The following is a 26,192-nucleotide window of genomic DNA, read 5'->3' on the forward strand; positions in this document are numbered from 1 at the left end:
TTGTTAAAATGCGTATTTTTGTAGTTTTGAAAAGAATATATTGTAACCTATGAGCAATTTGCAACAGCGATATACTATTACAGCGGCTTTACCATATACTAATGGGCCTATACATATTGGACACTTAGCAGGGGTGTATGTACCTGCAGATATTTATGCACGTTACTTGCGTTTAACTAATAACGATGTAGCTTTTATTTGTGGAAGTGATGAGCATGGTGTAGCCATTTCTATGAAAGCTAAGAAAGAGGGAGTTACGCCTCAAGAAATCATAGATAAATACAACGCTATAATTAAAGACTCTTTTAAAGAATTTGGAATTTCTTTTGATAATTATTCCAGAACTTCTTCTGAGATTCATCATAAAACGGCTTCGGAGTTTTTCAAGAAGTTGTACGATAATGATAAGTTTATTGAGGAAGTAACAGAACAGTTGTATGACGAGGAAGCCGGGCAATTTTTGGCAGATAGATTTGTAACGGGTACTTGCCCTAAATGTGGAAATGAAGAAGCATACGGAGACCAATGTGAAAAATGTGGTACTTCTTTAAATGCTACCGATTTAATAAATCCTAAGTCTACCATTACAGGGAGTAAGCCTACGTTAAAACAAACAAAGCACTGGTTTTTACCTTTAGACCAATACGACGCCTTCTTAAGAGAATGGATTTTGGAAGGTCATAAGAACGACTGGAAGCCTAATGTATATGGACAGGTAAAAAGCTGGTTAGATGATGGTTTAAAACCACGTGCTGTAACCAGAGATCTTGACTGGGGTATTCCGGTGCCTGTAGATGGTGGAGAAGGTAAAGTTTTATACGTTTGGTTTGATGCGCCTATAGGCTATATTTCTAGTACTAAAGAGTGGGCAGAAAGAGAAGGTAAAGATTGGGAGCCTTACTGGAAAGATGAAAATACCAAATTGGTACACTTTATTGGTAAAGATAATATAGTGTTTCACTGTGTAATTTTCCCATCTATGCTAAAAGCCGAAGGAAGCTATATCTTACCTGAAAATGTACCAGCTAATGAGTTTTTAAATTTAGAGGGTAATAAACTTTCAACTTCTAAAAACTGGGCGGTATGGTTGCATGAGTATTTGAATGATTTCCCAGAGCAACAAGATGTTTTACGTTATACGCTTACGGCAAATGCACCAGAAACAAAAGATAACGATTTTACTTGGAAAGATTTCCAAGCCCGCAATAATAATGAGTTAGTTGCTATTTTTGGTAACTTTATAAACAGGGTAGTAGTACTTTCTAACAAATACTACGATGGGGTGATACCGCAACCTAATGAGTTCTCTGAGATAGATATGGCTACTTTAGAAGAAATGAAAAAGTATCCGTCTATTATAGCATCGTCTATAGAGCGTTACCGTTTCCGTGAGGCTAGCCAAGAATTAATGAACTTAGCACGTTTAGGAAATAAGTATTTGGCAGATGAAGAGCCTTGGAAATTGGTAAAAACTGATGAGGCTAGAGTACAAACAGTTATGTTTACAGCGTTGCAAATAGCTGCAGCGTTGGCAACATTGAGTGAGCCTTTCTTGCCATTTACATCTAGCAAGTTAAAAGAAATGTTGGCTTTTGATGCCTTAGATACGGTACCAACTTGGGATACTGTTGGAGCAGTTAGTACCTTGTTATCAGCAGCGCATACTATAGGTAAAGCTTCATTACTATTTAGTAAGATTGAAGATGCTGCTATACAAGTACAACTAGATAAATTAGAGGCAACTAAGAAAGCTAATGAGGCTGCTAATAAAACAGCAGAACCACAGAAAGAAACCATTACGTTTGATGATTTTTCTAAATTAGATTTACGTGTAGGTACTATTATAGAGGCTGAGAAAATGAAGAAGGCGAAAAAGCTTTTAGTGCTAAAAGTAGATACAGGAATTGATGTGCGTACTATTGTTTCAGGAATTGCAGAGAGCTTTTCTCCAGAGGAAGTTATAGGTAAAAAAGTAACCGTTTTGGTAAACTTAGCGCCTAGAGCTTTAAGAGGAGTAGATAGTGAAGGAATGATTTTAATGACGAATGATACGAACGGAAAATTAATATTTGTAAACCCTGATACAGATGGGGTAGTTAATGGAGAAACCATTAATTAATGCTAAAGATAGCTTGGCACCCTATATACCAACATCCTTTACCGGAAAGACATAGGTTTCCTATGATAAAATATGATTTGCTTCCTAAGCAATTACTCCATGAGGGTACTTGCTCGGAAGCAAATTTTTTTGAACCTACAGTTCCTGATACTTCCCACATTTTAGCAGTACATACGCAAGATTATGTACAGCGTTTGTTTAATTTAGAGTTAACTGCCAAAGAAATAAGACGTACTGGCTTTCCGTTGTCTAAAGAACTTGTGGATCGCGAGGTTATTATTGCAGATGGTACTATTAAAGGTGCCGAGTATGCGTTAACCCATGGTATAGCATTTAATATAGCAGGGGGTACCCATCATGCGTATTCAAATCATGGGGAGGCATTTTGTTTGTTGCACGACCAAGCAATTGCGGCAAGGTATTTACAACAACATCAGTTAGCTCAAAAAATTTTAATAGTAGATTTGGATGTACACCAAGGTAATGGAACCGCTGAAATTTTTGCTGGTGATACTTCTGTGTTTACCTTTTCTATGCATGGTAAGAGTAATTATCCTTTTAGAAAGGAGCAAAGCGATTTAGATATTGCTTTAGAAGATAATTGTACTGATGAGGTTTATTTGAATACCTTATATAAAACACTGCCTCAGCTTATTGATAAGGAAAAACCTGATTTTATTTTTTACCTAAGTGGAGTAGATGTGTTGCTTGAAGATAAATTAGGTAGAATAGGTATGAGTATTCAAGGGTGTAAAGAGCGTGATAGGTTTGTGTTAAGTACTTGCAAACACAATGATATACCTGTGCAATGTAGCATGGGAGGCGGCTACTCACCACATATTAAAAATATTATAGAAGCCCACGCCAATACCTATAGGCTGGCGCAGGACATTTATTTTTAACTTTTGGTAACCGATCTGTTTCTGTAAAGTGACGTGTCTATACTATTTTTCATAGCTTTTTTATCTAAGTCACTACCTATAAACTTACAGATGTTTTCAATCTCTTTATCAGGGTTTTTCAGCATATCGGTATAGTTTACATACAATAGTTCTACACCTGGTTCATTGTTTTTCCAAAAAGCAATATCGTTTAATTGTTTGGTAAAAGCATTCAATAATTTTACAGGTAGGGTTCCTGGGTCTTTACCAATCATTTTTTGTTGAGATTGTACTACTTCATGAATATCTCTATTCATAAAAATTACTTTGTATCTATACTTTCTGTTTATAAATTTAAGTAGTGGCGCTACAATCTTTACCACTTTATTTTGTGCTTCACCTAACCAAGAATTATCATTGTGCAAGTTCATTACTGGCTTATACTCAAAATATCCTTTAGGGTTAGAGGTGTCTGCTTTTCTTAAGTCATCTGTCATAGGAGTTAAACCTCCATTGGAGAGCACTTGCATCATCATAGAAGTTCCAGACCTAGGTAAACCAGATACTACTACAATTTGATTATCGTAGTACTTATAAGTAGCTTTAGATTCAAAATCGGTAGGTGCAGCCAATTGCTCTTCTATATTTTCAATGGCACGTTCTGCTTTATGATAGGTTTTAGGCTTTAATTTGGCAGCAGTTTCAAAAGCTATTTTGGCATTTTCTAAATCGCCTAGTTTGGTCAAGGCTTCTCCTAAAGTATAGTGTGCCTGCGGAAAATATTTAATAAGTTCAATGCTAGTTAAAGCATGTTCGGCTGCTTCTTCATAATTTCCTAATTGAATATATACTGCCGCTATTGCCTGATGATATCTTGCGTTATCTGCTTCTAAAAAGATGGCTCTTGAAAAACATTCTTCAGCTTCTTCAAAGGCTTTTAATAAAACATGAGCTCTTCCTTTTTGATAGAAAATTTCGGCATTAGGTTTGGTCTTTATAGCTTCTTCTAAAAGTTCTATAGCCATTTTATACCTGCCTTTACCTATATGTATTTTGGCTTCTGTAATAGTGGTGTTTAACTCTAATTCAGAATCTTTTTCTCTAATAATATTTAGATACTTCTCTGCAGCGGTAAAGTCTTTTTCTTGAAGTGCTATGGTAATTAAATCTAGATAAAACGGAATGGTATCGTAATCTTTAGGTATTTCAATAAGTTCTAATAGTACTTCTTTGGCACTTTCATAGTCTTTTTTACCTAAAAATACCCTTGCTAAATTGTGCTTTAAATCTATTTCTGTTTTTCTTACCGCATTTTCTATTTTATCATCGGGTTTGTCTACATAGCCCAGCTCAATTAATTGTTGCATGGTCTCTTGGTCAGACAAGGTATTAATTTCGTTCTTACCAGAGTGTTCTCCAAAATCTCCAGGCATGGTTTCCCAGCTATCAATGTAACTAGGTTGGGTTGGGTTTTTGAAAATTTCTAATGCTGGTTTACCATCCATATCTCTACCTATAGGTAAGCCATACATGTGCAATAGGGTAGGTGCAATATCAATTAAGCTTAATCCAAATACTTTTTCGTTCTTTTTAATATTGGGGCCAGAAGCTACAAAAATCCCGAATTTTCTGTGTTCTAAGGCTGGGGCAGCTTGGTATTTTGGCATTTTTAAAATACGCTTGTTCCCAGATTCATATCCGTGGTCAGACATTACTATAATGTTGGTGTTTGGGCCAGCTAGTTCAATAAGCCTTTCTAACATCATATCTTGGTATTTATAAGCCCCTTGGATATTGTTTTTATAAATTTCAAACAACTTAGGGTTAATACCTTTTAGCTTTGGCGGATAGTATTTCATAAAGGCATGGCAAAAATGATCTATTAAATCATAATATACTGCCATAAAATCCCACTCAGTAGTGCGCATTAAATTGGTTGCTGCGGCATGTACAGAAGTGTTCTCTGCCATAATTTTAGCAAAACTAGTAAGTCCTTTATCCTTTTCCTGGTCAATTTCTCCAGCTTTCGGCATAAAGGTTAAAATATGCTCGTCATTGATATCTCCTGGTAACACCTTAAGGTCTCCAATAGTATAAATAAGTTCTTCTGGGTGTGTAGTGCCGGGTTTAAACTGCTGGTTGCTTTTAACCTTTCCGTTGGTAGATACTTTTTGAAAAGCATCAGACACTATATGACCATTAATAGGTTCTGCAGGAAAACTAGGCCACCAACCAGTAAGGTTACATTTGTAGCCTTGGTTGTGTAAAATATTCCAGATGGTTCTAGATTTTCTAGATTTAGCAGTAACTGGTCTAATACCTTTTCTATCTGGTAATACTTCAATAAAACCAAGTATACCGTGTTTATCTGGGGTTTTACCAGTAGCAACACTTGTCCATAGCATAGGGGAGAAAGGAGGGTTCATGGTACTCATGTTTCCATATACTCCGTTGTCAATTAGTTTCTTTAAGGCGGGTAATTCTCCTTTCGCTAGCATGGGGCCTATAATTTTCCAATCTGCGGCATCCCATCCTATTAGCAAAGTTTTCTGTTTCATTTAGTAGGTTTTGTAGTGTTCTTTTTAGCTTCTTTCCATTTTCTAATGCCAATATCGCCTAAAGCTAAAAGACCTAATGGTCCCTTTGCAAGAATTTTCTCGTTAACAGTATCCTTATTGTTATCATAAAGTTTCATAAGATTTCTTTTTGAGGGATTGCTATGTGGTAAATTTAGGCAAAAGAAAAATGATAGGCTCTAGAACCAGTATTTAAAAATACATAGAGTTGAACTAAAAAAAAAGAACTATGAAAAAATCAACTACTCAAAAATTATTGAAATATGGAGCTCTTACTGCCGTTTTGGGTGGAGCTTCTGAAGTGAACGGACAAATTATATATACCGATGTTGACCCAGATGTTGGTGGTGCAGGGGTATTGTATAGTATTGATATGGATAATGATGGCAATGATGATTTTCAAATAAGACATTGGGACCAAAGTGCTAGTGGTGGTGATATGGATTTGCTAGTGGCTGGGCCAGCTGTTAATTCTAATTCTTCTTTTAGTAATAGTATTATTGCTAGTTCTAATCCTTACTTTGTATACCCTATGGTGCTAAATGCCGGAGATGCCATTTCTGCGGGTGCTACAGGTTGGAATAATGAGTCTTTTCAATCTTTAGATGAGGATGATTGTTATGTTGGTAACTGGTGTAATGTTACCGATAAGTATTTGGGCTTAAGATTTAAAATAGGTTCCGATACTCATTACGGTTGGGCACGTTTAAGTGTAGGAGCAAACGCCTCTGATTGGGTAATTAAAGATTATGCTTATAACGGAACACCAGGTGAGGCTATTGATGCAGGTGAAACAGATAACTTATCATTAGCTGATAATTTTGAAAGTAGCGTGCAAATTGTAGCGCTAGATAAAAGCATTGGGTTGTATAACTTACCTAGTAAAACATCCTATAACATTTATGAAATGACTGGGAAAAGAGTGCTAAATGGAGAAATAGGTGAAGAATCTTATGTAATTGAAGCAAACGGATTAAATACGGGTATATATATAGTTGAACTTAAAGACGATTTAACTGGGGAGTTAAAAAGAGAAAAAGTGATTTTGTAGAATTACTTTAGTTGGGTGATTTAGATTTAGAGAAAACCGAAAGAAATTTCGGTTTTTTTTATGGGTATAGGTTAGGTGTTAAAATTAATTTTTATTTTTATACGGATACCTTACCACCATGAAAAGAAATAAAAATAAAAAAGACTTTGCGAAGAAGATTTTAAATTATGGAACCATTGCTACTGTAATGGGGGTAACTATAGATGCTTCTGGACAAATTGAATATACCGATGTGAATCCTGATTTTGGAGGAAGCGAAGTAATTTATGAATTGGATTTAAATAATGATAATCAAGTAGATTTTACTGTTGTGCATACCATAAGCTCTGGAGAAAATGTTTTGTATTTTGATACTAAAAGTCCTGGAGCGGAAGTGATGGGTGAGGTTTATAAGATTTCAGAAAAAGATGATTATGGTTTTGCTTTAGGTTTAGACAATGGAGATGTAATTAGTTATAGGCAAAAAACCTGGCTAAAAGGCACCGATGGTATTCTTTTGAATAGTGCTAGTTGTTATTCTGGCTTTAGTAATTGGTGTGGTGTAGAAGATAAGTACGTTGGATTGAGATTTAAAATAGATGGTAATGTTCATTATGGCTGGGCAAGATTAGATGTTTCTTTAAGTGGAGCTAAATGGGTAATTAAAGATTATGCCTATAACACTGAGCCTAATGCCTCTATACGTGCTGGAGAAAAGGAAGAGAGGGCTATTGATGGAATTGAAGATTAATTGATTGATTGCTTTATACTTAGTATAAATTAGTTTTCTGTGATTTTTCAATTTTTTGAAATTAATATTTTTAAGAAATTGATAAAAATGAGATGGTTGAAGTTTTATTTTTAGGGAGGCTGTTTATCGAAGGCGGTTTTTTTCTAATTTAGCGAAAAACCTTACCTATTATGACAAAAACTACTTTTAAGAATACTTTATCTTCAAAATTGGCTCGTTATGGGGCGCTTACAGCTGTCATTGGTGGTGCGGCAGAAGCATCAGGACAAATTGTTTATACCGATATTAACCCTGATGAAGGTGGTGCTGATGTTGTTTATTTTTTAGATATGAACAATGATGGTGCTCCAGATTACGGTTTTATAAATTATATGTCTTCCTCTAGTATATATGGTTACACTTTTTCATTTGATTTACTATATGGAATTCAGGCTAGTAGTAATATGATCATTGGATCTTCTATGTCTACTGGAAGTAATACTATAGGATATCCATTTGTGTTGAATGCTGGCGATGTTATTAGTAGTGGTAATACCAACTGGAAGGACAATTATTATCAATTAATGAATTTCAATAGTTGTGGGTCTTTTAGTGGTATGGGTGGAAATGCAAATTGGTGTAATGAAACCGATAAGTATATTGGAGTTAAATTTTTAATAGGTACTAATTACCATTATGGTTGGGCAAGATTTGATGTAAGTAATGCACATACATGGTTAATTAAAGATTATGCCTATAACAGTACACCAGGTGCATCTATTGAAGCTGGGCAAACTAGTTTAAGTGTGCAAGATAACTTTGTAACAAGTGTAAATGTGGTTGCTTTACATAAAACTATAGCCTTAAGTAATTTACCTTCTTCTAGTGCTTATAAGCTGATTAGTATGACAGGGCAGGTGGTAAATTCAGGAACCACCAAAGAAGCGTCTTATGTAATAGAGGCTAGTAATTTACAAACAGGTGTTTATATAGTAGAAGTTACCGATGAGGTTTCGGGAGCTCAAATACGTAAAAAGGTTACTTTGTAATTAAGATATAATATGATAACTAAAAAGGATGCCATTGGCATCCTTTTTTTTATTAATTGAGTTTATAAATGATTGATTGTTGTTTTAGTATCTGCAAAAATTCAGCGGTAATGTTAACCTTTCGCTTTCTGCTTTGCATGGTAAGTTTTAAATCTTCATCTGGTTGATGAATTACAAAGCTTACTTGGTTTTCTCCTGGGTAATCATTAAATAAATTACTTATTTGCTGAATAGTGTTTTCTTTAAGGTCAACAATATTTAAGTGAATGGCTATTTTTCTAGCCATTTCCTCCATTACGTCTTGTAATTGTTGCATACTGTTTATTTGAACACGCGGTTCTCCTCTTACTCCAGTATCTTTTTTAATCCATCCTTCTCTCACAAATAGTTTAATGAATAAAAATTCATTCATTCGCATATATTGACGGAAGTTTAGATAATCTTCATTGAACAATCTAAATTCATAAGAATCATTGTAATCTTCAATGATAAAAGTTCCCCATCCTTTACCGTTTTTAGTTTCACGGTGTTGGAAATCGGTCATTACTCCAGCAATGGTAATTTCTCTGTTTACTACCTGATTTAGATCTTTTAAATCGGCTAATGAGTTTTTACAGAAATGCTCCATTGTAAGTTTAAAATCATCAAGTGGATGCCCTGAGATATAAATACCAACAACATCTTTTTCCTTTTTAAGCTTTTCCAAAGTTCCCCATGTGTCACAATTAGGAATTACTGGTTCAGGAATTTGTACATCACTGGCTTCACCAAATAAACTTACTTGTGATGAGTTTTCGTTTTCTTGATATTTAGCGCCGTATTTCACAGCCTTTTCTAAAAACGTAATACCGTCGGCTTCTGAGTGAAAATATTGTGCTCTGTGTGTACTAGTAAAAGAATCAAACCCTCCGGCCAATGCTAGGTTTTCAAATGCCTTTTTATTGGCAGCACGTAAATCTATTCGTTTGGCCATGTCAAAAATAGAGCGGTATCTGCCATCTTTTCTATTTTCTACAATGGTTTCTACAGCACCTTTACCAACACCTTTAACAGCTCCCATACCAAAACGAACGGCGCCTTCATCATTTACCGTAAACTTATAGAAAGATTCATTAACATCTGGGCCTAATACTTGTAGTCCCATACGTTTACATTCTTCCATAAAAAAGGTAACCTGTTTTATGTCGTTCATGTTGTTAGACAATACCGCTGCCATATATTCAGCAGGGTAGTGTGCTTTTAAGTAGGCCGTTTGGTAAGCAACCCAAGCATAACAGGTAGAGTGACTTTTGTTAAATGCGTAAGCCGCAAAAGCCTCCCAGTCTTTCCAAATTTTCTCTAGTTTAGTTCTATCGTGTCCGCGTTCTTCACCACCATTTAAAAACTGAGGTTTTAGTTTGTCTAGTAAGGCAAAAATCTTTTTACCCATAGCTTTACGAAGCATATCGGCATCACCCTTAGAAAAACCTGCTAATTTTTGCGATAGTAACATCACCTGCTCCTGGTATACGGTAATACCATAGGTTTCTTTTAAGTACTCCTCGCAGTCGTCAAGGTCATATACAATAGGCTCTTCTCCGTGTTTTCTACGGATGAAACTTGGTATGTATTCCAAAGGTCCCGGACGGTACAATGCGTTCATTGCAATTAAATCTGCAAAAACTGTAGGTTTCAGTTCACGCATGTACTTTTGCATTCCAGGAGATTCGTACTGGAACACCCCAACGGTTTCTCCTCGTTGGAAAAGTTCATAGGTTTTTACATCGTCTAACGGAAAACTATCAGGGTCTAGCTCTATATCATGTTTATGTTTTACCAGCTTAACGGTATCTTTAATAAGGGTTAATGTTTTTAACCCCAAGAAGTCCATTTTTAGTAACCCGGCATTTTCTACCACCGAGTTATCAAACTGGGTAACGTATAAGTCAGAATCTTTAGCAATGGAAACCGGAACGAATTTGGTAATATCGTCTGGGGTAATAATTACCCCGCAGGCATGAATACCAGTATTACGTACCGAACCTTCTAAAATTCTAGCTTGGTTAATGGTGAGTGCTTCTAAGTTATCTCCCTCAGAAAGATTTTTAAGCTCGTTTACTAAGTCTATTTCTTCAGAGCGAAGTTTTGCTTTCAATCCAGCATCATCTAGGGAGAAAATTTTCCCTAGTTTCATGTTTGGAATTAACTTGGCAATACGGTCTGCATCACTAAGTGGTAAATCTAGTACACGTGCGGTATCTCTAATAGATGATTTAGCAGCCATGGTACCATAGGTGATGATTTGAGCCACCTGGTTGGCACCATATTTATCAATTACATAGTCCATTACGCGGCTTCGGCCTTCATCATCAAAGTCAATATCAATATCGGGCATACTCACACGATCCGGATTCAAGAAACGCTCAAAAAGTAAATCGTATGCAATAGGGTCAAGGTTGGTAATACCTAAACAGTAGGCTACGGCAGATCCTGCTGCCGATCCACGTCCGGGTCCTACCGAAACACCCATTTCTCTTGCTGCTGCAATAAAGTCTTGTACAATAAGGAAGTATCCCGGATACCCAGTGTTGGCAATTACATCTAGCTCAAAGTCTAAACGTTCCCTAATATCGTCGGTAATTTCTTCGTATCGTCTGTTGGCACCTTCATAGGTAAGGTGGCGTAAAAACTTGTTTTCACCACGTTTACCACCGTCTTCATCATCTTCTGCTACCTGAAATTGTTCAGGAATATCAAACTTAGGTAACAGTACATCTCTTGCTAAAACAAAAGGTTCTACTTTGTCAACTATAGTTTGAATATTGGTAATGGCTTCAGGAAGATCTTTAAAAAGCTCCTTCATTTCGTCACCACTCTTAAAGTAGTATTCGTCATTAGGGAGACCATAACGGTAACCGCGCCCTCTACCAATAGGGGTGTCTTTTTTCTCACCATCTTTCACACATAATAAAATATCGTGTGCGTTGGCATCGTCTTTATTAATATAATAGGTGTTGTTGGTGGCAACTAATTTTACATCGTGCTTTTTGGCAAACTGAACTAAAACATCATTCACACGGTTTTCGTCCTCTTGATTGTGGCGCATTAATTCAATGTACAAATCATCACCAAAGTGTTCTTTCCACCAAAGTAACGCTTCTTCTGCCTGGTTTTCACCAACGTTTAATACTTTACTTGGTACCTCACCATATAAGTTACCAGTAAGTGCAATAAGATCGTCTTTATATTCTAGTATAGTGCTTCTACTAACTCGGGGTACATAATAAAAACCTTCTGTATACCCAACAGAAGATATTTTAGCCAAGTTATGGTATCCCTTTTTGTTTTTAGCTAATAAAACTACCTGATATCCATTATCTTTTCTAGATTTATCGGTATGGTCTTCACATACGTTTAAAGTACATCCAACAATGGGTTTAATAGGTACTTCAGTAGGTTCTTCGCCATTGGCAATGGCTTCTTCATTCTTAGCTTTAACACCTTTATTATAGTTGTCTACGTCCCTTACAAAGTGAAACGCCCCCATCATATTACCAACATCAGTCATGGCAACAGCAGGCATTTTATTTTTTGCCGCTGCTTTCACTAGGTCAGGAATGCTAGAGGTAGCCTGTAGAATAGAAAACTGTGTGTGATTGTGCAGGTGTGCAAAATCTACATCAGCTAGTTCTGCAATATTTTGTCTAATTTCTTCCTTAGAGAGTCCGTCGTCTTTAGCTTTTAACGTTTCTCTAATTTTTTTAGACTCTTGTTTAAGGTTAATGTGTTTTAACCCTATTAATTGTATGGTTTGCGGGTTAGCCTCAGAAAATCTTCTAAAATAATCAGCAGGTACATCTAGCTCTTCTTGTGTAAAGCCTTCCCCAATACGAATTAATTCTAAGAAACATCTGGTAGTTGCCTCTACATCGGCGGTTGCATTGTGGGCTTCAGAAAACCCTACGCCAAATAAATGCTGGTGTAACTCGGTTAAGGTAGGTAGTTTAAATTTACCTCCTCTACCACCAGGTATTTTACAAAGCTCAGCAGTTGTTTCTGTACAGGTGTCTAAAACAGGGAGTTCCATCATATCGGTTCCAAAACCCAAACGGTGAAATTCGGCCCCCATAATATTTACGTCAAACCCAACATTTTGCCCAACAATAAATTTAGTTTTAGAAAGGGCAATATTAAACTTCTCTAAAACGTCGGCTAATGAAATCCCTTCTTGTTCGGCTAATTCCGTAGAAATACCGTGAATTTTTTCAGCATCAAACGGAATGTTGAAGCCTTCGGGTTGTATAAGATAATCTTGATGTTCTACAAGATTTCCCATTTCGTCGTGTAGCTGCCAAGCTATCTGAATGGCTCTTGGCCAGTTATCAGAGTCTGTTACAGGCGCGTCCCAACGTTTCGGTAAACCGGTAGTTTCTGTGTCAAAAATCAAATACATAAGCTTCCTTCCTCTTTTAAAATGTACAGTATGAAACGGTTACCAAAAGAATGAGTGGTAACATTTAAAAGCTTAAAAGTAGCTATAATTTAGGGGTAAGTCAATATAATAACTGCTAGAGTTATTAACTAAAAATAAAAAGCCACCTTAATTAGGTGGCTTTCAGCTATAGTGAAAAAACGTTAGTATCTGTCTTTTTTGTAACCTCCGTTGTTTCCGCCACGGTCATATCCGCCACGGTTGTTTCCACCACGGTAACCACCTTGACTATTACCACGGTTAAAATTTCTTCCGCCTTGCCCTTGTGGTTTAGGCTCCGATTTCTTCACAACTATAGTACGTCCTTCTACAGATGCACCATTAAGAGCGTCAATAGCATTTTGAGCTTCCTCGTCATTTGGCATTTCAATAAATCCAAAACCTTTACTTTTACCAGAAAATTTATCTGTAATTACTTTTACTGATTCTACAGTTCCGTAGTCACTAAATGCCTCTTCAAGGTCTGCTTCCACAATACTATACGGAAGACTTCCAACAAAAATGTTCATATAAAAAGATAAAAATTAATTTTGCTACTAAGGTATACTATAAATGCTTACAATGAACGTTTTAATATAAAATAATTGTGAATTTTTTTTGCCTGTTTATTTAATAATTTCAGGTTTATAGTTAATTGAAAATAAAGTTTTTATATATTTGCAGCCTTAAATTAATAATAGAGGTCGAGAACCTCACTAATTAATGTATTATGCCAGTTAAAATTAGATTACAAAGACATGGTAAAAAAGGGAAACCTTTTTACTGGATCGTAGCAGCTGACAGCCGCGCAAAAAGAGATGGTAAATTTTTGGAAAAATTAGGTACTTATAACCCTAATACAAATCCTGCTCAAATTAACTTGAGTTTAGAAGATTCTGTAAGATGGTTAGAAAATGGTGCTCAACCAACTGATACCGCTCGTAGAATTTTATCTTACAAAGGAGTTCTTATGAAGCATCACTTAAACGGTGGTGTAAGAAAAGGAGCTTTAACACCTGAGCAAGCTGAAGAAAAATTTGCTGCTTGGTTAGAAGGTAAAGAAGGTGCTGTTACCGCTAAGAAAGATGATTTAGCTAAAGCTAAAGAAGAAGCTAAAGCTAAAACATTAGCTGCAGAGAAAGAAGTTAGTGATAAGCGTAAAGCTGCTGCTGCTGAGGCTGCTGCCGAAGCAACTGCAGAAGAAGCTGCTACTGAAGAAACAGCAGAAGAAAACAACGAAACAGAAGCTTAATTCAATTTTTTATGAGAAAAGAAGATTGCTTCTATCTCGGTAAAATTGTATCAAAATTCAGTTTTAAAGGCGAAGTTCTTATCAAATTAGATACAGACGAGCCTGAACTTTACAAAGAATTGGAATCAGTGTTTCTCTCTATTGGGAGAGATCTGGTTCCTTTTTTTATTGATAGAATTTCGCTACATAAGTCTGACTTACTACGTGTAAAGTTTGAAGATGTAGATACCGAAGCAGAAGCCGAAGGAATGTTAAAAACAGAAGTGTATTTACCGCTGTCGTTTTTACCAGAGCTTACTGGAAATAAGTTCTATTTTCATGAAATTATAGGTTTTACCATGAAGGATGTAAATTATGGAGTGGTAGGACTTATTAATGCTGTGAATGAAAGTGCTGCACAACCACTTTTTGTTGTAGAAAATGAAGGTAAAGAATTACTAATACCTATGAACGATGAGTTTATAGTGGAAGTAAGCAGAAAGGAAAAGTATATTCTGGTAGAAACACCAGAAGGACTGATAGATTTATATTTATAATAATGGCTGTTTTTCAATTCAAACAATTTGCGGTAGAGCAAGATAAGTGTGCTATGAAAATTGGTACCGATGGTGTGTTGCTGGGTGCTTGGGCAAAGTTAGGAGAATACCCTGGTACCATTTTAGATGTTGGTGCAGGTACCGGACTTGTAGCTCTAATGGCAGCGCAAAGAAGTGATGCTCCTACTATAGATGCTGTAGAAATTGATGATGACGCACATGAACAATGTGTTGAAAATTTTGAAGCGTCTAATTGGTCAGATCGTTTGTTTTGTTACCATGCCGAGTTTACCGAGTTTGTTGCAGAAATGTATGAAGAGGAAGAGGTGTATGATGTTATTATATCCAATCCTCCGTTTTATGCAGAGGACTATTCTTCTGGAAATACCCAAAGGGATATAGCTAGGTTAAATGAGGCTTTGCCTTTTGAAGATTTGATTGAAGGAACCTCTTTACTCTTAGCAACAGAAGGGGTGTTTAATGTTATTATTCCGTATAAGGAGGAAGTTGTTTTTATTGAAACTGCAGCTAAATTTAATATGTATCCTTTTAAGATGACCAGGGTTAAAGGAAACCCCGATGCCGAAGTAAAAAGAAGCTTGTTAGCATTTTCATTTCAAGAACAAGACTGTGAGATGGATGAATTAACTATTGAACTAGCTAGGCATGAATATACTCCCGAATATGTAAATCTTACCCGGGAGTTCTATTTAAAAATGTAAGCTGTGTTAACAAAGGCTTATGTTGTAATAGGCCCCTTTATTTTCATTTTGTTTTATAGATTGTTGTGTAATAAGCAATGCTACGGTAAGTAGGTTTCTTATTTCGTTTAGTTTTGGAGTTGTTTGGTAAGATTTATCAAATAAATCTACTACACGTTGTAAATACAACAACCTACTTTCTGCTTTTTCCAGGCTTTCATTAGAGCGTATAATGGAAACTTTTTTGCTCATAATTTCCTGAATTTCTTTTTTTACAACTTCCAATTCAGTAGTTATATTTTTAACGGTCTTATTTCTTGTATACGTATAATTGATAGGGTCTGATATTGAATTGTTAAGGAGTTCTACCGTTTTTAAGTAACCTCGGTGCGCAAATACCAAGGCTTCTAGTAACGAGTTGCTAGCTAACCTATTTGCACCATGTAAACCGGTACAAGAACATTCTCCGCAAGCCAATAAATAACTGATAGAAGTTTCACTGTGCTGGTTTACAGCTATACCTCCACATAAGTAATGTGCAGCAGGTATTACCGGTATAAAGTCTATTTGAGGGTCTATACCAATACTCTCTAAAGTGTCGGTAATTACTGGGAAATGTTTTCTAAATTCATACGCGTCTAGATGTGTGGCATCAAGGTATACACATTCAGATTTGGTTTCTTGCATTTCTTCATGAATGGCTCTGGTAACAATATCTCTAGGAGCTAATTCTTTTCTAGTATCATACTTGTGCATAAAGGCAACCCCAAACTTATTACGTAAAATGGCACCAAAACCTCTAACTGCTTCAGAAATTAAAAAAGCAGGATTAAAGCCATCATAATACAGTGCTGTTGGGTGAAACTGAACAAACTGCATATCTTTAATGTTGGCTTTTGCTCTATGCGCCATAGCTATACCATCTCCTGTAGCTATAGCAGGGTTGGTAGTATATAAATAGGCTTGCCCACTACCACCAGAGGCTAGCATAACCACCTTTGCATTAAAGGCTATTATAGCATTTTTCTCTACATCAAGCACATAAGCCCCTTTGCATTTTTTGGTAACCGGAGTTGTAATTAGGTCTAAAGCAAAATGTTTAGTAAATAGTTGTATATTTTGTTTGTTATGAATTTGTTTTAGTAATTTCTGTTCAATTTCTAAACCAGTAAAGTCTTTGTAATGTAAAATACGTTCGTGTGAGTGTCCGCCCTCTAAACCGTAATCATATTCACCTTGTGTATTCTTATCAAAGCGGGTACCCCAAGCAATTAATTCACTAATTCTTTCAGGGGCCTCCTTTACAACCAAGCTCACTACCTCGGGGTCGCAATGACCATCACCGGCAATTAGTGTATCTACAATATGCTTTTCAAAAGAGTCTTTTTCAAAGTTCATTACAGTAGCAATACCTCCTTGTGCATATTTAGTATTAGACTCTATTTCATCTGCTTTGGTACAAATCACAATAGACTTATCAGGAAAATGATTCGCCGTTTTTAAAGCATAGGTAAGTCCTGCAATGCCCGATCCAATTATCAAAATATCAACTTGTTGCATACGGTTTGTTTTAAAGGTTCATCATCTTTTCTATGGGTACTAGTGCTTTTTTAGCAATGTCTTTATCAAGAGTTACCTCGGGAGTTTCATTTAACAAGCAAAAGAAAATTTTCTCTAAGGTTATTAATTTCATGTAGGCACATTCACTACAAGCGCAAGTGTTATTTTCGGTTACAGGGGCTGGTATTAAAATTTTATCAGGTACTTGTTGCTGCATTTTATGTAGAATGCCAACTTCGGTAGCTACTATAAATTTTTTGGTTTCACTTTCTTGTACATAGTGTAACATACCAGAGGTAGAACCAATGTAAGTAGCTAAATCTAAAATATGAGAGGGAGACTCTGGGTGCGCAACAAGTCGGGCATCGGGGTGTTCTTTGAATAGGTTGATGATTTTATCTAATTCAAAAGCTTCATGCACTAGGCATGATCCATTCCATAGCACTAAATTTCTACCTGTTTTTTTAGCTAAGTAATTTCCTAGGTTTTTATCAGGCCCAAAAATAATAGGATATTCTTCTGGGATAGCCTCTAATACTTTTTCTGCATTAGACGAGGTACACACCAAATCACTCATGGTTTTTATCTCGGCATTGCAGTTAATGTATGTAACTACTTTGTGGTTAGGGTGTTCTTTTACAAAGGCTTCAAAAACTTCAGGCGGACAAGATTCTGCCAAAGAGCAAGAGGCATCTGCATCAGGAATTAAAACGGTTTTGTCAGGGTTTAGAATTTTAGCAGTTTCTGCCATAAAGTAAACGCCTGCAAATACAATAATATCGGCATCAGTTTTTGATGCTTTTTTAGAAAGTTCCAGACTATCCCCAACAAAATCAGCAATTTCTTGAATTTCCGGATCTTGATAATAATGGGCAAGAATAACCGCCTTTTTAGTTCTTTTTAAATGAGCAATTTGCTCAATTAATCGACTCTTTTTAAGGTGTAATTGATGCTTTGAGGTGCTGTTAATATTGCTTGTTTTCATTTTTTATACTTGAGATAAAAAATGAAGTATGTGTTGTGTTAAATATCAATGCAAATTTAAGCATTAATTTTCATTAACAAATGATTAAGCGTCTATTCCACAAAAACATTTCAATAATTGATATCTTTAACAATCTAAACTATCCAAGCATGAAAAATATTGTATATGCCATAGTTCTTATGGCATCTATTTCTTTAAAAGCACAAAATGTAATTGTAGAAGAGGTAAAAGACCCTGTAGAATGGGTGAACCCCTTAATGGGAACCGATTCTAAACCGAGTTTATCTAACGGAAATACATATCCTGTAATAGCAATGCCATGGGGTATGAACTTTTGGACACCACAAACAGGACCTATGGGGCATGGTTGGGCATATACCTATAGTGCAGATAAAATTAGAGGTTTTAAACAAACACATCAGCCTTCTCCCTGGATGAATGATTACGGACAGTTTTCTTTAATGCCAGTAACAGGTAGTTTAAAATTTACAGAAGATGATAGGGCTAGCTGGTTTTCACATAAAGCAGAGGTAGTAAAGCCTTATTATTATAGTGTTTATTTGGCAGACCATAATGTAACTACCGAGATAACGCCTACAGAGAGAGCTGCTATGTTTCGTTTTTCTTTCCCAAAAACCGATAGTGCCTATGTAGTTATTGATGCTTTTAATAAAGGCTCTTATGTGAAAATAGATAAGGACCATAATAGAATTGTTGGCTATACCACTAAAAATAGTAGAGGAGTGCCAGATAATTTCAAAAACTATTTTGTTATTGAGTTTGATGCTCCGTTTGTGAGTGAACAAGTATTTAGTGAAGATGCTATAGTGCCCAATACAACTTCATTAACGGATGAGCATGTAGGCGCTGTAGTAAGATTTAAGATAAAAGCAGGTCAAAAAGTGCATGCTAAAGTAGCTTCTTCTTTTATAAGTGAAGACCAAGCATTTTTAAATTTAAAAGAACTTGGTACAGATTCTTTTGATACGCTTAAACACAAAGGAAAAGAATTATGGAATAAAGAATTAAGTAGAATTGAAGTTTCTGGCGGAACAGTTGACCAAACAAAAACATTCTATTCTTGTCTATATAGAACATTATTATTCCCTCGTAAATTTTATGAAGTAAATAAAGAGGGCGAAATTGTACACTACAGCCCGTATAATGGCAAGATATTACCTGGATATATGTTTACCGATACTGGTTTTTGGGACACATTTAGGTCTTTGTTTCCATTTTTAAATTTTATGTATCCTGAGTTAAATACGCATATGCAAGAAGGTTTAGCAAATGCTTACAAAGAGAGTGGATGGTTGCCAGAATGGGCTAGCCCCGGGTTGCGCAATATTATGGTAGGTAATAATTCTGCATCTGTTGTTGCCGATGCTTATTTAAAAAATAAGGATGTATATACGTATGATATAGAAACGCTTTATGAAGCTTTGATACATGGAGCCAATAATGCCGGACCCATGGAGGCCGTAGGAAGAGCAGGAGCTGAAGCATATAAAAAGTTGGGGTATGTACCATACGATATAGGGATTAACGAAAGTGCTGCAAGAACACTGGAATATGCGTATGACGATTTTACTATTTACCAATTGGCAAAGGCTTTACATAAACCTAAAAAAGAAATTAATCTTTACAAAGAAAGAAGTTTAAACTATAAGCATCTGTTTGATAAAGAAACCGGTTTAATGAGAGGTAAGAATGAAGATGGGTCATTTATGGAGCCTTTCAATCCGTTTAAATGGGGGGATGCTTTTACAGAGGGGAATAGCTGGCATTATACCTGGTCTGTTTTCCATGATGTAGAAGGATTGATTGATTTAATGGGCGGGAAGAAAGCCTTTACCGCAAAGCTTGATAGTGTTTTTCAATTAGAACCTGTATTTGACGATAGTTATTATGGCGGAACTATTCATGAAATTCGTGAAATGCAAATAGCTAATATGGGGCAGTATGCACATGGAAATCAGCCTATACAGCACATGATTTATTTGTATAATTATGCTGGAGAACCATGGAAGACTCAATATTGGGTACGAGAAACTATGAATAGGTTATACTTACCAACACCAGATGGTTATTGTGGAGACGAAGATAATGGGCAAACCTCTGCTTGGTATGTATTTTCGGCATTAGGATTTTACCCAGTTTGTCCGGCAACAGATGAGTATGTATTAGGAGCTCCATTATTTAAAAAAGCGGTGTTACACTTAGAAAATGGAAATACTATAACTATTAACGCTTCTGAAAACTCTATGGAAAATCGTTACATCCAACAAATAAAATTGAATGGAAAGAAGTATAGTAAAAATTGGTATAGCCATACCGAACTTCAAAAAGGTGCTACCATTGATATTGATATGAGTAACACCCCAAATAAAAATAGAGGTACTGCTAAAAAAGATGCCCCTTATTCACTTTCAAATGACTAATATGATGAATTTTAAACAACAGATAGTACTATTTTTTGGTGTTATAACCACCCTACAGCTTAATGCTCAAGAGGCTACTAAGCAATTGTATGAATACGCAGACCCTATGATAGGAACTGCAAAAATGGGGCATACATATCCTGGTGCTTCATCTCCCTTTGGAAGCATACAATTGAGTCCGGATACAGATACCATACCTTTTGCGGTAGACGGCCATTACAACCCAGACGTATATAAATACTGTGCAGGATATCAGTATGATGACAGCACAATAGTAGGGTTTAGTCATACCCATTTTAGTGGGACAGGACATTCAGATTTAGGTGATTTTTTAGTAATGCCAACCGTAGGTGCATTGCAATTAAACCCAGGTACAGAAGCAGAACCAGATAGTGGTTATCGTTCTAGGTTTTCTCATGAAGATGAAGAAGCGTCACCAGGGTATTATAGCGTAGCATTAAAAGATTATAATATAAAAGCAGAGTTAACTGCAACCACTAGGGTAGGGGTTCATAAGTATACATTTCCAAAGGCAGATAATGCACATATATTACTAGATTTAACAGCAGGGATTTATAATTATGATGATAAAAATGTTTGGACTTTTCTACGTGTTGAAAATGATACTTTAATTACAGGATACAGACAGACCAATGGATGGGCAAGAACCCGAACAGTGTACTTTGCTATGGCATTTAGTAAACCGTTTAAAAATTACGGATATGCAAAAGCAGATAAAAGCGTATATAACGGATTTTGGGGAAGGTTTGATCAAACCCATAATTTTCCAGAAATAGCGGGGAAAAAAATCAAAGCCTATTTTGATTTTGATACCGAAGAAGGGGAAGCCGTTGAGGTGAAACTTTCTATATCTCCGGTGAGTGCTGCAGGCGCCTTAGCGAATATGAAGGTAGAAACTCCTAAGTGGGGTTTTGAAGCTATTAAAACAAAAGTACAGCAACAATGGAATAAGGAGTTAGGCAAAATACAAGTGGCCTCTCTTAATGAAAGTGATAAAACAAACTTTTACACCGCTATGTATCATGCCTTTTTAGGGCCAACTGTATATATGGATGTAGATGGTAATTATAAGGGGTTAGATATGAACGTTCATCAAGCTGATGACTTTGTAAACTATACTAGTTTTTCTTTATGGGATACGTATAGAGCCTTACATCCGTTTTTTAATTTGGTACAACCAAAGCGCAACAGAGATATGATAAAATCTATGTTAGCGCATCAAAACCAAAGTGTGCATCATATGCTGCCTATATGGTCTCATTATGCTAATGAAAACTGGTGTATGATTGGATACCATAGTGCATCGGTAGTAGCAGATGCTATTGTGAAAGGTAATGTTGATTTTGATGCTGAGAAAGCACTAGAAGCTTGCGTAGCTACAGCAAATGTTTCTTATTTTGATGGATTAGGTTATTACAAAGAGCTAGGTTTTGTACCCGAGGATAAAAGTGGGGCTTCGGTTTCTAAAACTTTAGAATATGCTTATGATGATTGGGCTATTGCTCAAGCCGCTAAAAAAATTGGAAATGAGCAGGTATATACCACCTTTATGAAAAGAGCGGAGAACTATAAACATGTGTTTGATGCAAATACAGGATTTATGAGACCAAAGCTATCTGATGGCAGTTTTAAAAAGGAATTTGATCCTTTAAATACACACGGACAAGGCTTTATTGAAGGAAACTCTTGGAATTATAGTTTGTATGTTCCGCAAGACCCTGCTGAAATGATTGAAATGATGGGAGGAAAACATACTTTTAGTGAGCACTTAGACTCGCTGTTTACAATGGAGTTGCCAGATAAGTATTTTGAGAAAACTGAAGATATATCAAGGGATGGAATTATAGGGAATTATGTACATGGCAATGAGCCATCTCACCACGTGGTGTATTTATATAACTGGACAGATACACCATGGAAATCAAACGATAAGATTAGAAATGTTCTAAGAACCATGTATAAAACCGGAGCCGATGGGTTAGGTGGTAATGATGATTTTGGGCAAATGAGTGCGTGGTATATTTTTAGTAGTTTGGGGTTTTATCCTGTGGCCCCAGGTAGTGAAGACTATGCTATTGGTAGCCCGTTAGTAGTAGATGCTAAAGTATATTTAGAGAATGGTAATATGTTGCATGTAGAAACCAAAAAGCAGTCGGAGAAAAACAAATATGTACAAAAAGTATTGTGGAACGGGAAAAAATTGGATGTACCTAGTATTAAACATAGTAATTTAATGCAGGGCGGAACACTTACTTTTATCATGGGGCGTAAGCCTAACAAAAGCCTATTTGTGCAATAAATAAGATGTAATATCCATCAGGTTACATATTATATAGCCTGATGGATAAAATAGAATGATCAACCAGAAATTTGAGATTTGAATTGATGAAAGAAACGTTCTATAAGTCTTAAATCATCGGTTATAATTTCTGCCGTACAACTCATTTCTTGTTTAAATTCAATGTTTTTATGATAGGAGGTAACCAACTCTTTAGGTAGTGAAACATCTACAATATAGTTACCTTCTTCATCAGGTATAATAGATACTTTTTGTACTATACCATTAAGTACGCCAAACTCTTTATCAGGATAGTTTTCTACTTGTACATGTACTTCTTGCCCCACCTTAATTTTTCCGGAATTAGCAGCAGGCGTTTTTAGCTTGGCAATATAAGAGGAGCCAGCATCTGGTATTACTATAAATACCATATCTCCTTGTTGTACCGTTTGGTTTTCGTTCCAGTAGTTTAAATAGGAAACACTTCCTGTAATATTCGATTTCAATACGTACTGGTATTCCCAATCTTTAACAGCTTTTTTTAGCTGATTATAAGTTTGTATCACACTTTTTAAAAGTGTCATTTCTTCTTTAATTCTATTAATCTCGGTACCTCTAGAGGATTGTTTTGTAGTAGCAATACTTTGTTTTACCTGTGATATAGACGATTCAAAATTTGCATAAGAACGTTCTGCTTGCGCATATTTTAATTGACTATTTTCATAATCTTGAGCCGATATTACTCCATTCTTATACAGGGTAGTATTTCTTTCCAATTCTTTTTTCTGAAACGATAATTCTGTTTTGCTTATTTCTTGTTGTGTGATGAGGTTTTGTAAGCGTAATTTTAATTCAGATAATGAATATTTGTTAGCTTCGGCATCGTTAGAAAAGGGTTTTAACTGCTTGTTGAGCTGATACTGAATGTAACTGTTTTCAAACAGGGCATATTGAGAGTCTATATCTCCTAAAAATAATAAGGGCATCTCATCAAAAGGAAATGAGAACGAATTATTGCGTACTTGAATGGTATCTAAAATAGATTTTAGATAAAATACATCTTTGTAATTAGCAGAATTTTCTATGATAGCTAATGGTTGTCCTGCATTTACATGGGTTCTGTCTTTTACCAAAATAGCCTGTAGTTTTCCACTACTGCGTGCCATTTCTCTCTCGGGTGGAATTTGAGTAGTAATAACACCTTCAGAATTTAAAATATCAGGATATTTTATAAACCATGAAATAAATAATAGCAATAGTATCACTCCAAAAAATAAGGTGTTACCCCAACGAATCATCCAATGCGGTACTCTGGTTAAAATTTCCTGAACTTCCTCACTTCGTATTTCAACGTCTATTGTATTTTTTTTTGTCTCCATGTTAGTTTCCTAGTTCTAATTGATTTTTAACCAAATGGTAGTAGTTGCCTTTTTTTGCTACCAGTGTTGCGTGGTCACCTATTTCTACTATTTTTCCTTGCTCTAATACTACTATCTGGTGTGCATTTTTTACGGTACTAAGTCTATGTGCTATAATAACTACGGTTTTATCATCAAAAAACTGATTCAAATTATTCATAATTATTTTTTCATTATTAGCATCTAAGGCACTTGTAGCTTCATCAAAAAATAAAATATCGGGGTTTTTATAAACGGCGCGGGCAATAAGAATACGTTGTTTTTGTCCGGTACTTAGGCCAACTCCTTCATTACCAATTTTGGTGTTGTAAGATAGCGGTAACGATTCTATAAAATCTTTAATATTGGCAACCTTCACCGCATGTAAAAGTTTGTCTTTATCTACAATGGTTTCGCCAATGGCAATGTTATAGGCAATGGTATCGTTAAAAATAAAACCTTCTTGCATTACCACGCCGCATTTCTCGCGCCAGGCACGCTGTGCTATATTTTTAAAGTTATGACTACCCAATCTCATTTCTCCTTTACTGGGGCTGTAAAATTTAAGTAGTAATTTCATCAGTGTTGTTTTACCACTTCCGCTAGTACCTACAATGGCAGTTATTTTTTTAGAAGGTATGTTAAGTTCTAAATCTTTCAATACAAATTCATCAGAGCCATCATATCTAAAGGAGATTTTATCAATGTCAATTGGTTCATCAGAATTAATTTGTTGTACAGTATTAAAATCATTTACATCTTCTTCTTCCTTATTATGTATTTCAGACAAACGGTCTAAAGAAATTTGAGCATCTTGTACCTCTCTTATAAACCCTATCAGTTGAGCAATAGGGGAGTTTAACTGACCTACTATAGAGCTTATAGCAAGCATCATCCCTAGGGTTATGGAACCATCAATAACCAGTTTGGCCGATATCACGGTAATAATGATGTTTTTAAGTTCATTGATAAATTGCGAACCTACACTTTGGTATTGCTCTAAGGCTAATGCCTCTATAGATACTTTAAACAAACGAGCTTGTACATATTCCCATCCCCATCTTTTTTGTTTTTCAGCATTGTGCAGTTTAATCTCTTGCATGCCGTTTACAATTTCTATAACCTTACTTTGTTCTTGGCTTACTTGCGAAAATCTTTTATAATCTAATGTTTTACGTTTTTTTAGAAACACTGTAATCCATAAAAAGTATAGAAAGGAGCCTATAAAGAAGATTGAGAAGATAGTTAGACTATAGTAAATAAGTACAAAACTAAACACCAAAAGATTTACCATAGAGAACAGTACATTAAGAGAAGATGTAGTTAAAATACGTTCAATACGGCTATGGTCGTTAATACGTTGTAAAATATCCCCTGTCATTCTACTATCAAAAAATGCTATGGGCAATTTCATAAGTTTAATAAAGAAATCAGATATCAGCGATATATTGATACGTGTACTTAGATGTAAGAGAATCCAGCTTCTAATTACCTCAACAGAGGTTTTTCCTAAAAATAGCATTAGCTGAGCTACAAGTACAAGGTAGATAAAATTAATATCTTGGTTAGTAATACCAACATCTACAATGCTCTGGGTTAAAAAGGGCATTATAAGTTGTAGAATACTCGCAGTTAAAAGTCCCACGGCAAGTTGCCATATAAACCTTTTATATTTTAGAATGTATTTGGCTAATAATTTAAAACCAAATTCTGTTTTTTCAATTTCAGTGACACTTTCAAACTGATAGAATTTTGGGGAAGGTTCTAACAGCAGGGTAATACCCTCTTGTGTATTTTCAGTAGTATTTTTTCCTATCCAAAAATCTAGGAATTCTTTTTCGGTATAAGATATTAATCCGTGGCCTGGATCGGAGATATAATATTTCCCTTTTGCAATTTTGTAAAGTACTACATAGTGGTTTTTGTTCCAGTGTAAAATACAAGGTAGTGTAGCTTCTTCTAATTTTTTTAAACTAATTTTTACGGGTAAGGTTCTAAACCCTATAGCCTCCGCGGCATTGGTTAAGTTTAACAGGTTAGAGCCTTCGCGTTGGGTTTCGCTAAGGGTGCGTAACTCTTGTATATTAAAGGTTTTACCATAATATTTACTTACAATTTTTAAGCAAGTAGGGCCACAATCTTTATGGTCGGGTTGTTTGTAATGTGGAAATTTATTTTTCAATCGG

Annotated in this window: 18 protein-coding genes; 10 read left to right on the forward strand and 8 right to left on the reverse strand. The window is 35.6% G+C overall.

Annotation, left to right across the window (positions count from 1 at the left end; genetic code table 11):
• Positions 1-49: 49 nt before the first annotated feature.
• Positions 50-2,119, forward strand: a complete 2,070-nt coding sequence (metG, locus tag Y10_RS04795; RefSeq protein WP_281764224.1) for a methionine--tRNA ligase — start codon at positions 50-52, stop codon at positions 2,117-2,119.
• Positions 2,119-3,021, forward strand: coding sequence for a histone deacetylase family protein (locus Y10_RS04800; RefSeq protein ID WP_281764225.1), 903 nt, complete (start codon positions 2,119-2,121; stop codon positions 3,019-3,021). Before metG ends, Y10_RS04800 begins: the two co-directional genes overlap by 1 nt.
• On the opposite strand, the gene Y10_RS04805 is transcribed toward Y10_RS04800, so the two are convergent.
• Complete coding sequence (locus Y10_RS04805; RefSeq protein WP_281764226.1) at positions 3,018-5,558, reverse strand: alkaline phosphatase family protein; 2,541 nt, start codon at positions 5,556-5,558, stop codon at positions 3,018-3,020. The two genes, Y10_RS04800 and Y10_RS04805, sit on opposite strands and share 4 nt — an antisense overlap.
• A complete protein-coding gene (locus Y10_RS04810) occupies positions 5,555-5,695 on the reverse strand; it encodes a hypothetical protein (RefSeq protein WP_281764227.1) in 141 nt (46 codons plus the stop codon). The genes Y10_RS04805 and Y10_RS04810 overlap by 4 nt, the downstream gene beginning before the upstream one ends.
• 110 nt (positions 5,696-5,805) lie before the next feature.
• Between Y10_RS04810 and Y10_RS04815 the strand changes: the two genes are divergently transcribed.
• The 3 genes from Y10_RS04815 (at position 5,806) to Y10_RS04825 (ending at position 8,385) form a co-directional block, all read left to right on the forward strand.
• Positions 5,806-6,627 (forward strand): T9SS type A sorting domain-containing protein, encoded by an 822-nt coding sequence (locus tag Y10_RS04815; RefSeq protein ID WP_281764228.1) that lies wholly within the window; start codon positions 5,806-5,808, stop codon positions 6,625-6,627.
• Between the two features lie 118 nt (positions 6,628-6,745).
• Positions 6,746-7,357, forward strand: a complete 612-nt coding sequence (locus Y10_RS04820) for a hypothetical protein (protein ID WP_281764229.1) — start codon at positions 6,746-6,748, stop codon at positions 7,355-7,357.
• 170 nt (positions 7,358-7,527) lie between these two features.
• Positions 7,528-8,385 carry a T9SS type A sorting domain-containing protein gene (locus Y10_RS04825; RefSeq protein ID WP_281764230.1) on the forward strand — a complete coding sequence of 286 codons (858 nt, stop codon included), beginning with the start codon at positions 7,528-7,530 and terminating at the stop codon, positions 8,383-8,385.
• A gap of 52 nt (positions 8,386-8,437) precedes the next feature.
• Here the strand turns inward: Y10_RS04825 and dnaE are convergent, their stop codons facing one another.
• Together dnaE and Y10_RS04835 are read right to left on the reverse strand one after the other, a co-directional pair.
• Positions 8,438-12,817: a DNA polymerase III subunit alpha gene (gene dnaE / locus Y10_RS04830; protein WP_281764231.1), complete on the reverse strand. Its 4,380-nt coding sequence runs from the start codon at positions 12,815-12,817 to the stop codon at positions 8,438-8,440.
• Positions 12,818-12,999: 182 nt separating this feature from the next.
• On the reverse strand, positions 13,000-13,365 hold the full coding sequence (locus Y10_RS04835) for an RNA recognition motif domain-containing protein (protein ID WP_281764232.1): 366 nt from the start codon (positions 13,363-13,365) through the stop codon (positions 13,000-13,002).
• 200 nt (positions 13,366-13,565) lie between these two features.
• Here Y10_RS04835 and Y10_RS04840 point away from each other — a divergent pair, with 200 nt between their 5' ends.
• From Y10_RS04840 to Y10_RS04850, 3 genes are read left to right on the forward strand one after another with little or no spacing between them, the layout of a single operon-like run.
• Positions 13,566-14,087: a 30S ribosomal protein S16 gene (locus Y10_RS04840; RefSeq protein WP_281764233.1), complete on the forward strand. Its 522-nt coding sequence runs from the start codon at positions 13,566-13,568 to the stop codon at positions 14,085-14,087.
• 11 nt (positions 14,088-14,098) lie between these two features.
• Positions 14,099-14,623 (forward strand): ribosome maturation factor RimM, encoded by a 525-nt coding sequence (rimM, locus tag Y10_RS04845; RefSeq protein ID WP_281764234.1) that lies wholly within the window; start codon positions 14,099-14,101, stop codon positions 14,621-14,623.
• A gap of 2 nt (positions 14,624-14,625) precedes the next feature.
• Positions 14,626-15,345 carry a tRNA1(Val) (adenine(37)-N6)-methyltransferase gene (locus tag Y10_RS04850; protein WP_281764235.1) on the forward strand — a complete coding sequence of 240 codons (720 nt, stop codon included), beginning with the start codon at positions 14,626-14,628 and terminating at the stop codon, positions 15,343-15,345.
• A 6-nt stretch (positions 15,346-15,351) separates the two neighbouring features.
• Here the strand turns inward: Y10_RS04850 and nadB are convergent, their stop codons facing one another.
• Both nadB and nadA read right to left on the reverse strand, forming a co-directional pair.
• The gene (nadB, locus tag Y10_RS04855; RefSeq protein ID WP_281764236.1) at positions 15,352-16,884 is read right to left on the reverse strand and encodes an L-aspartate oxidase; all 1,533 of its coding nucleotides are present in this window, start codon (positions 16,882-16,884) and stop codon (positions 15,352-15,354) included.
• 10 nt (positions 16,885-16,894) lie between these two features.
• Positions 16,895-17,869, reverse strand: a complete 975-nt coding sequence (gene nadA, locus Y10_RS04860) for a quinolinate synthase NadA (RefSeq protein ID WP_281764237.1) — start codon at positions 17,867-17,869, stop codon at positions 16,895-16,897.
• A 149-nt stretch (positions 17,870-18,018) separates the two neighbouring features.
• Between nadA and Y10_RS04865 the strand changes: the two genes are divergently transcribed.
• Together Y10_RS04865 and Y10_RS04870 are read left to right on the forward strand one after the other, a co-directional pair.
• Positions 18,019-20,310 carry a GH92 family glycosyl hydrolase gene (locus Y10_RS04865; protein WP_281764238.1) on the forward strand — a complete coding sequence of 764 codons (2,292 nt, stop codon included), beginning with the start codon at positions 18,019-18,021 and terminating at the stop codon, positions 20,308-20,310.
• A 1-nt stretch (position 20,311) separates the two neighbouring features.
• A complete protein-coding gene (locus Y10_RS04870) occupies positions 20,312-22,630 on the forward strand; it encodes a GH92 family glycosyl hydrolase (RefSeq protein ID WP_281764239.1) in 2,319 nt (772 codons plus the stop codon).
• 59 nt (positions 22,631-22,689) lie between these two features.
• Here Y10_RS04870 and Y10_RS04875 read toward each other — a convergent pair whose 3' ends face one another.
• Together Y10_RS04875 and Y10_RS04880 are read right to left on the reverse strand one after the other, a co-directional pair.
• The gene (locus tag Y10_RS04875) at positions 22,690-23,988 is read right to left on the reverse strand and encodes an HlyD family secretion protein (protein WP_281764240.1); all 1,299 of its coding nucleotides are present in this window, start codon (positions 23,986-23,988) and stop codon (positions 22,690-22,692) included.
• Position 23,989: 1 nt separating this feature from the next.
• The gene (locus Y10_RS04880) at positions 23,990-26,188 is read right to left on the reverse strand and encodes a peptidase domain-containing ABC transporter (protein ID WP_281764241.1); all 2,199 of its coding nucleotides are present in this window, start codon (positions 26,186-26,188) and stop codon (positions 23,990-23,992) included.
• Positions 26,189-26,192 lie beyond the last annotated feature (4 nt).

The organism is Neptunitalea lumnitzerae, from assembly GCF_027924185.1.
Lineage (GTDB): Bacteria > Bacteroidota > Bacteroidia > Flavobacteriales > Flavobacteriaceae > Neptunitalea > Neptunitalea lumnitzerae.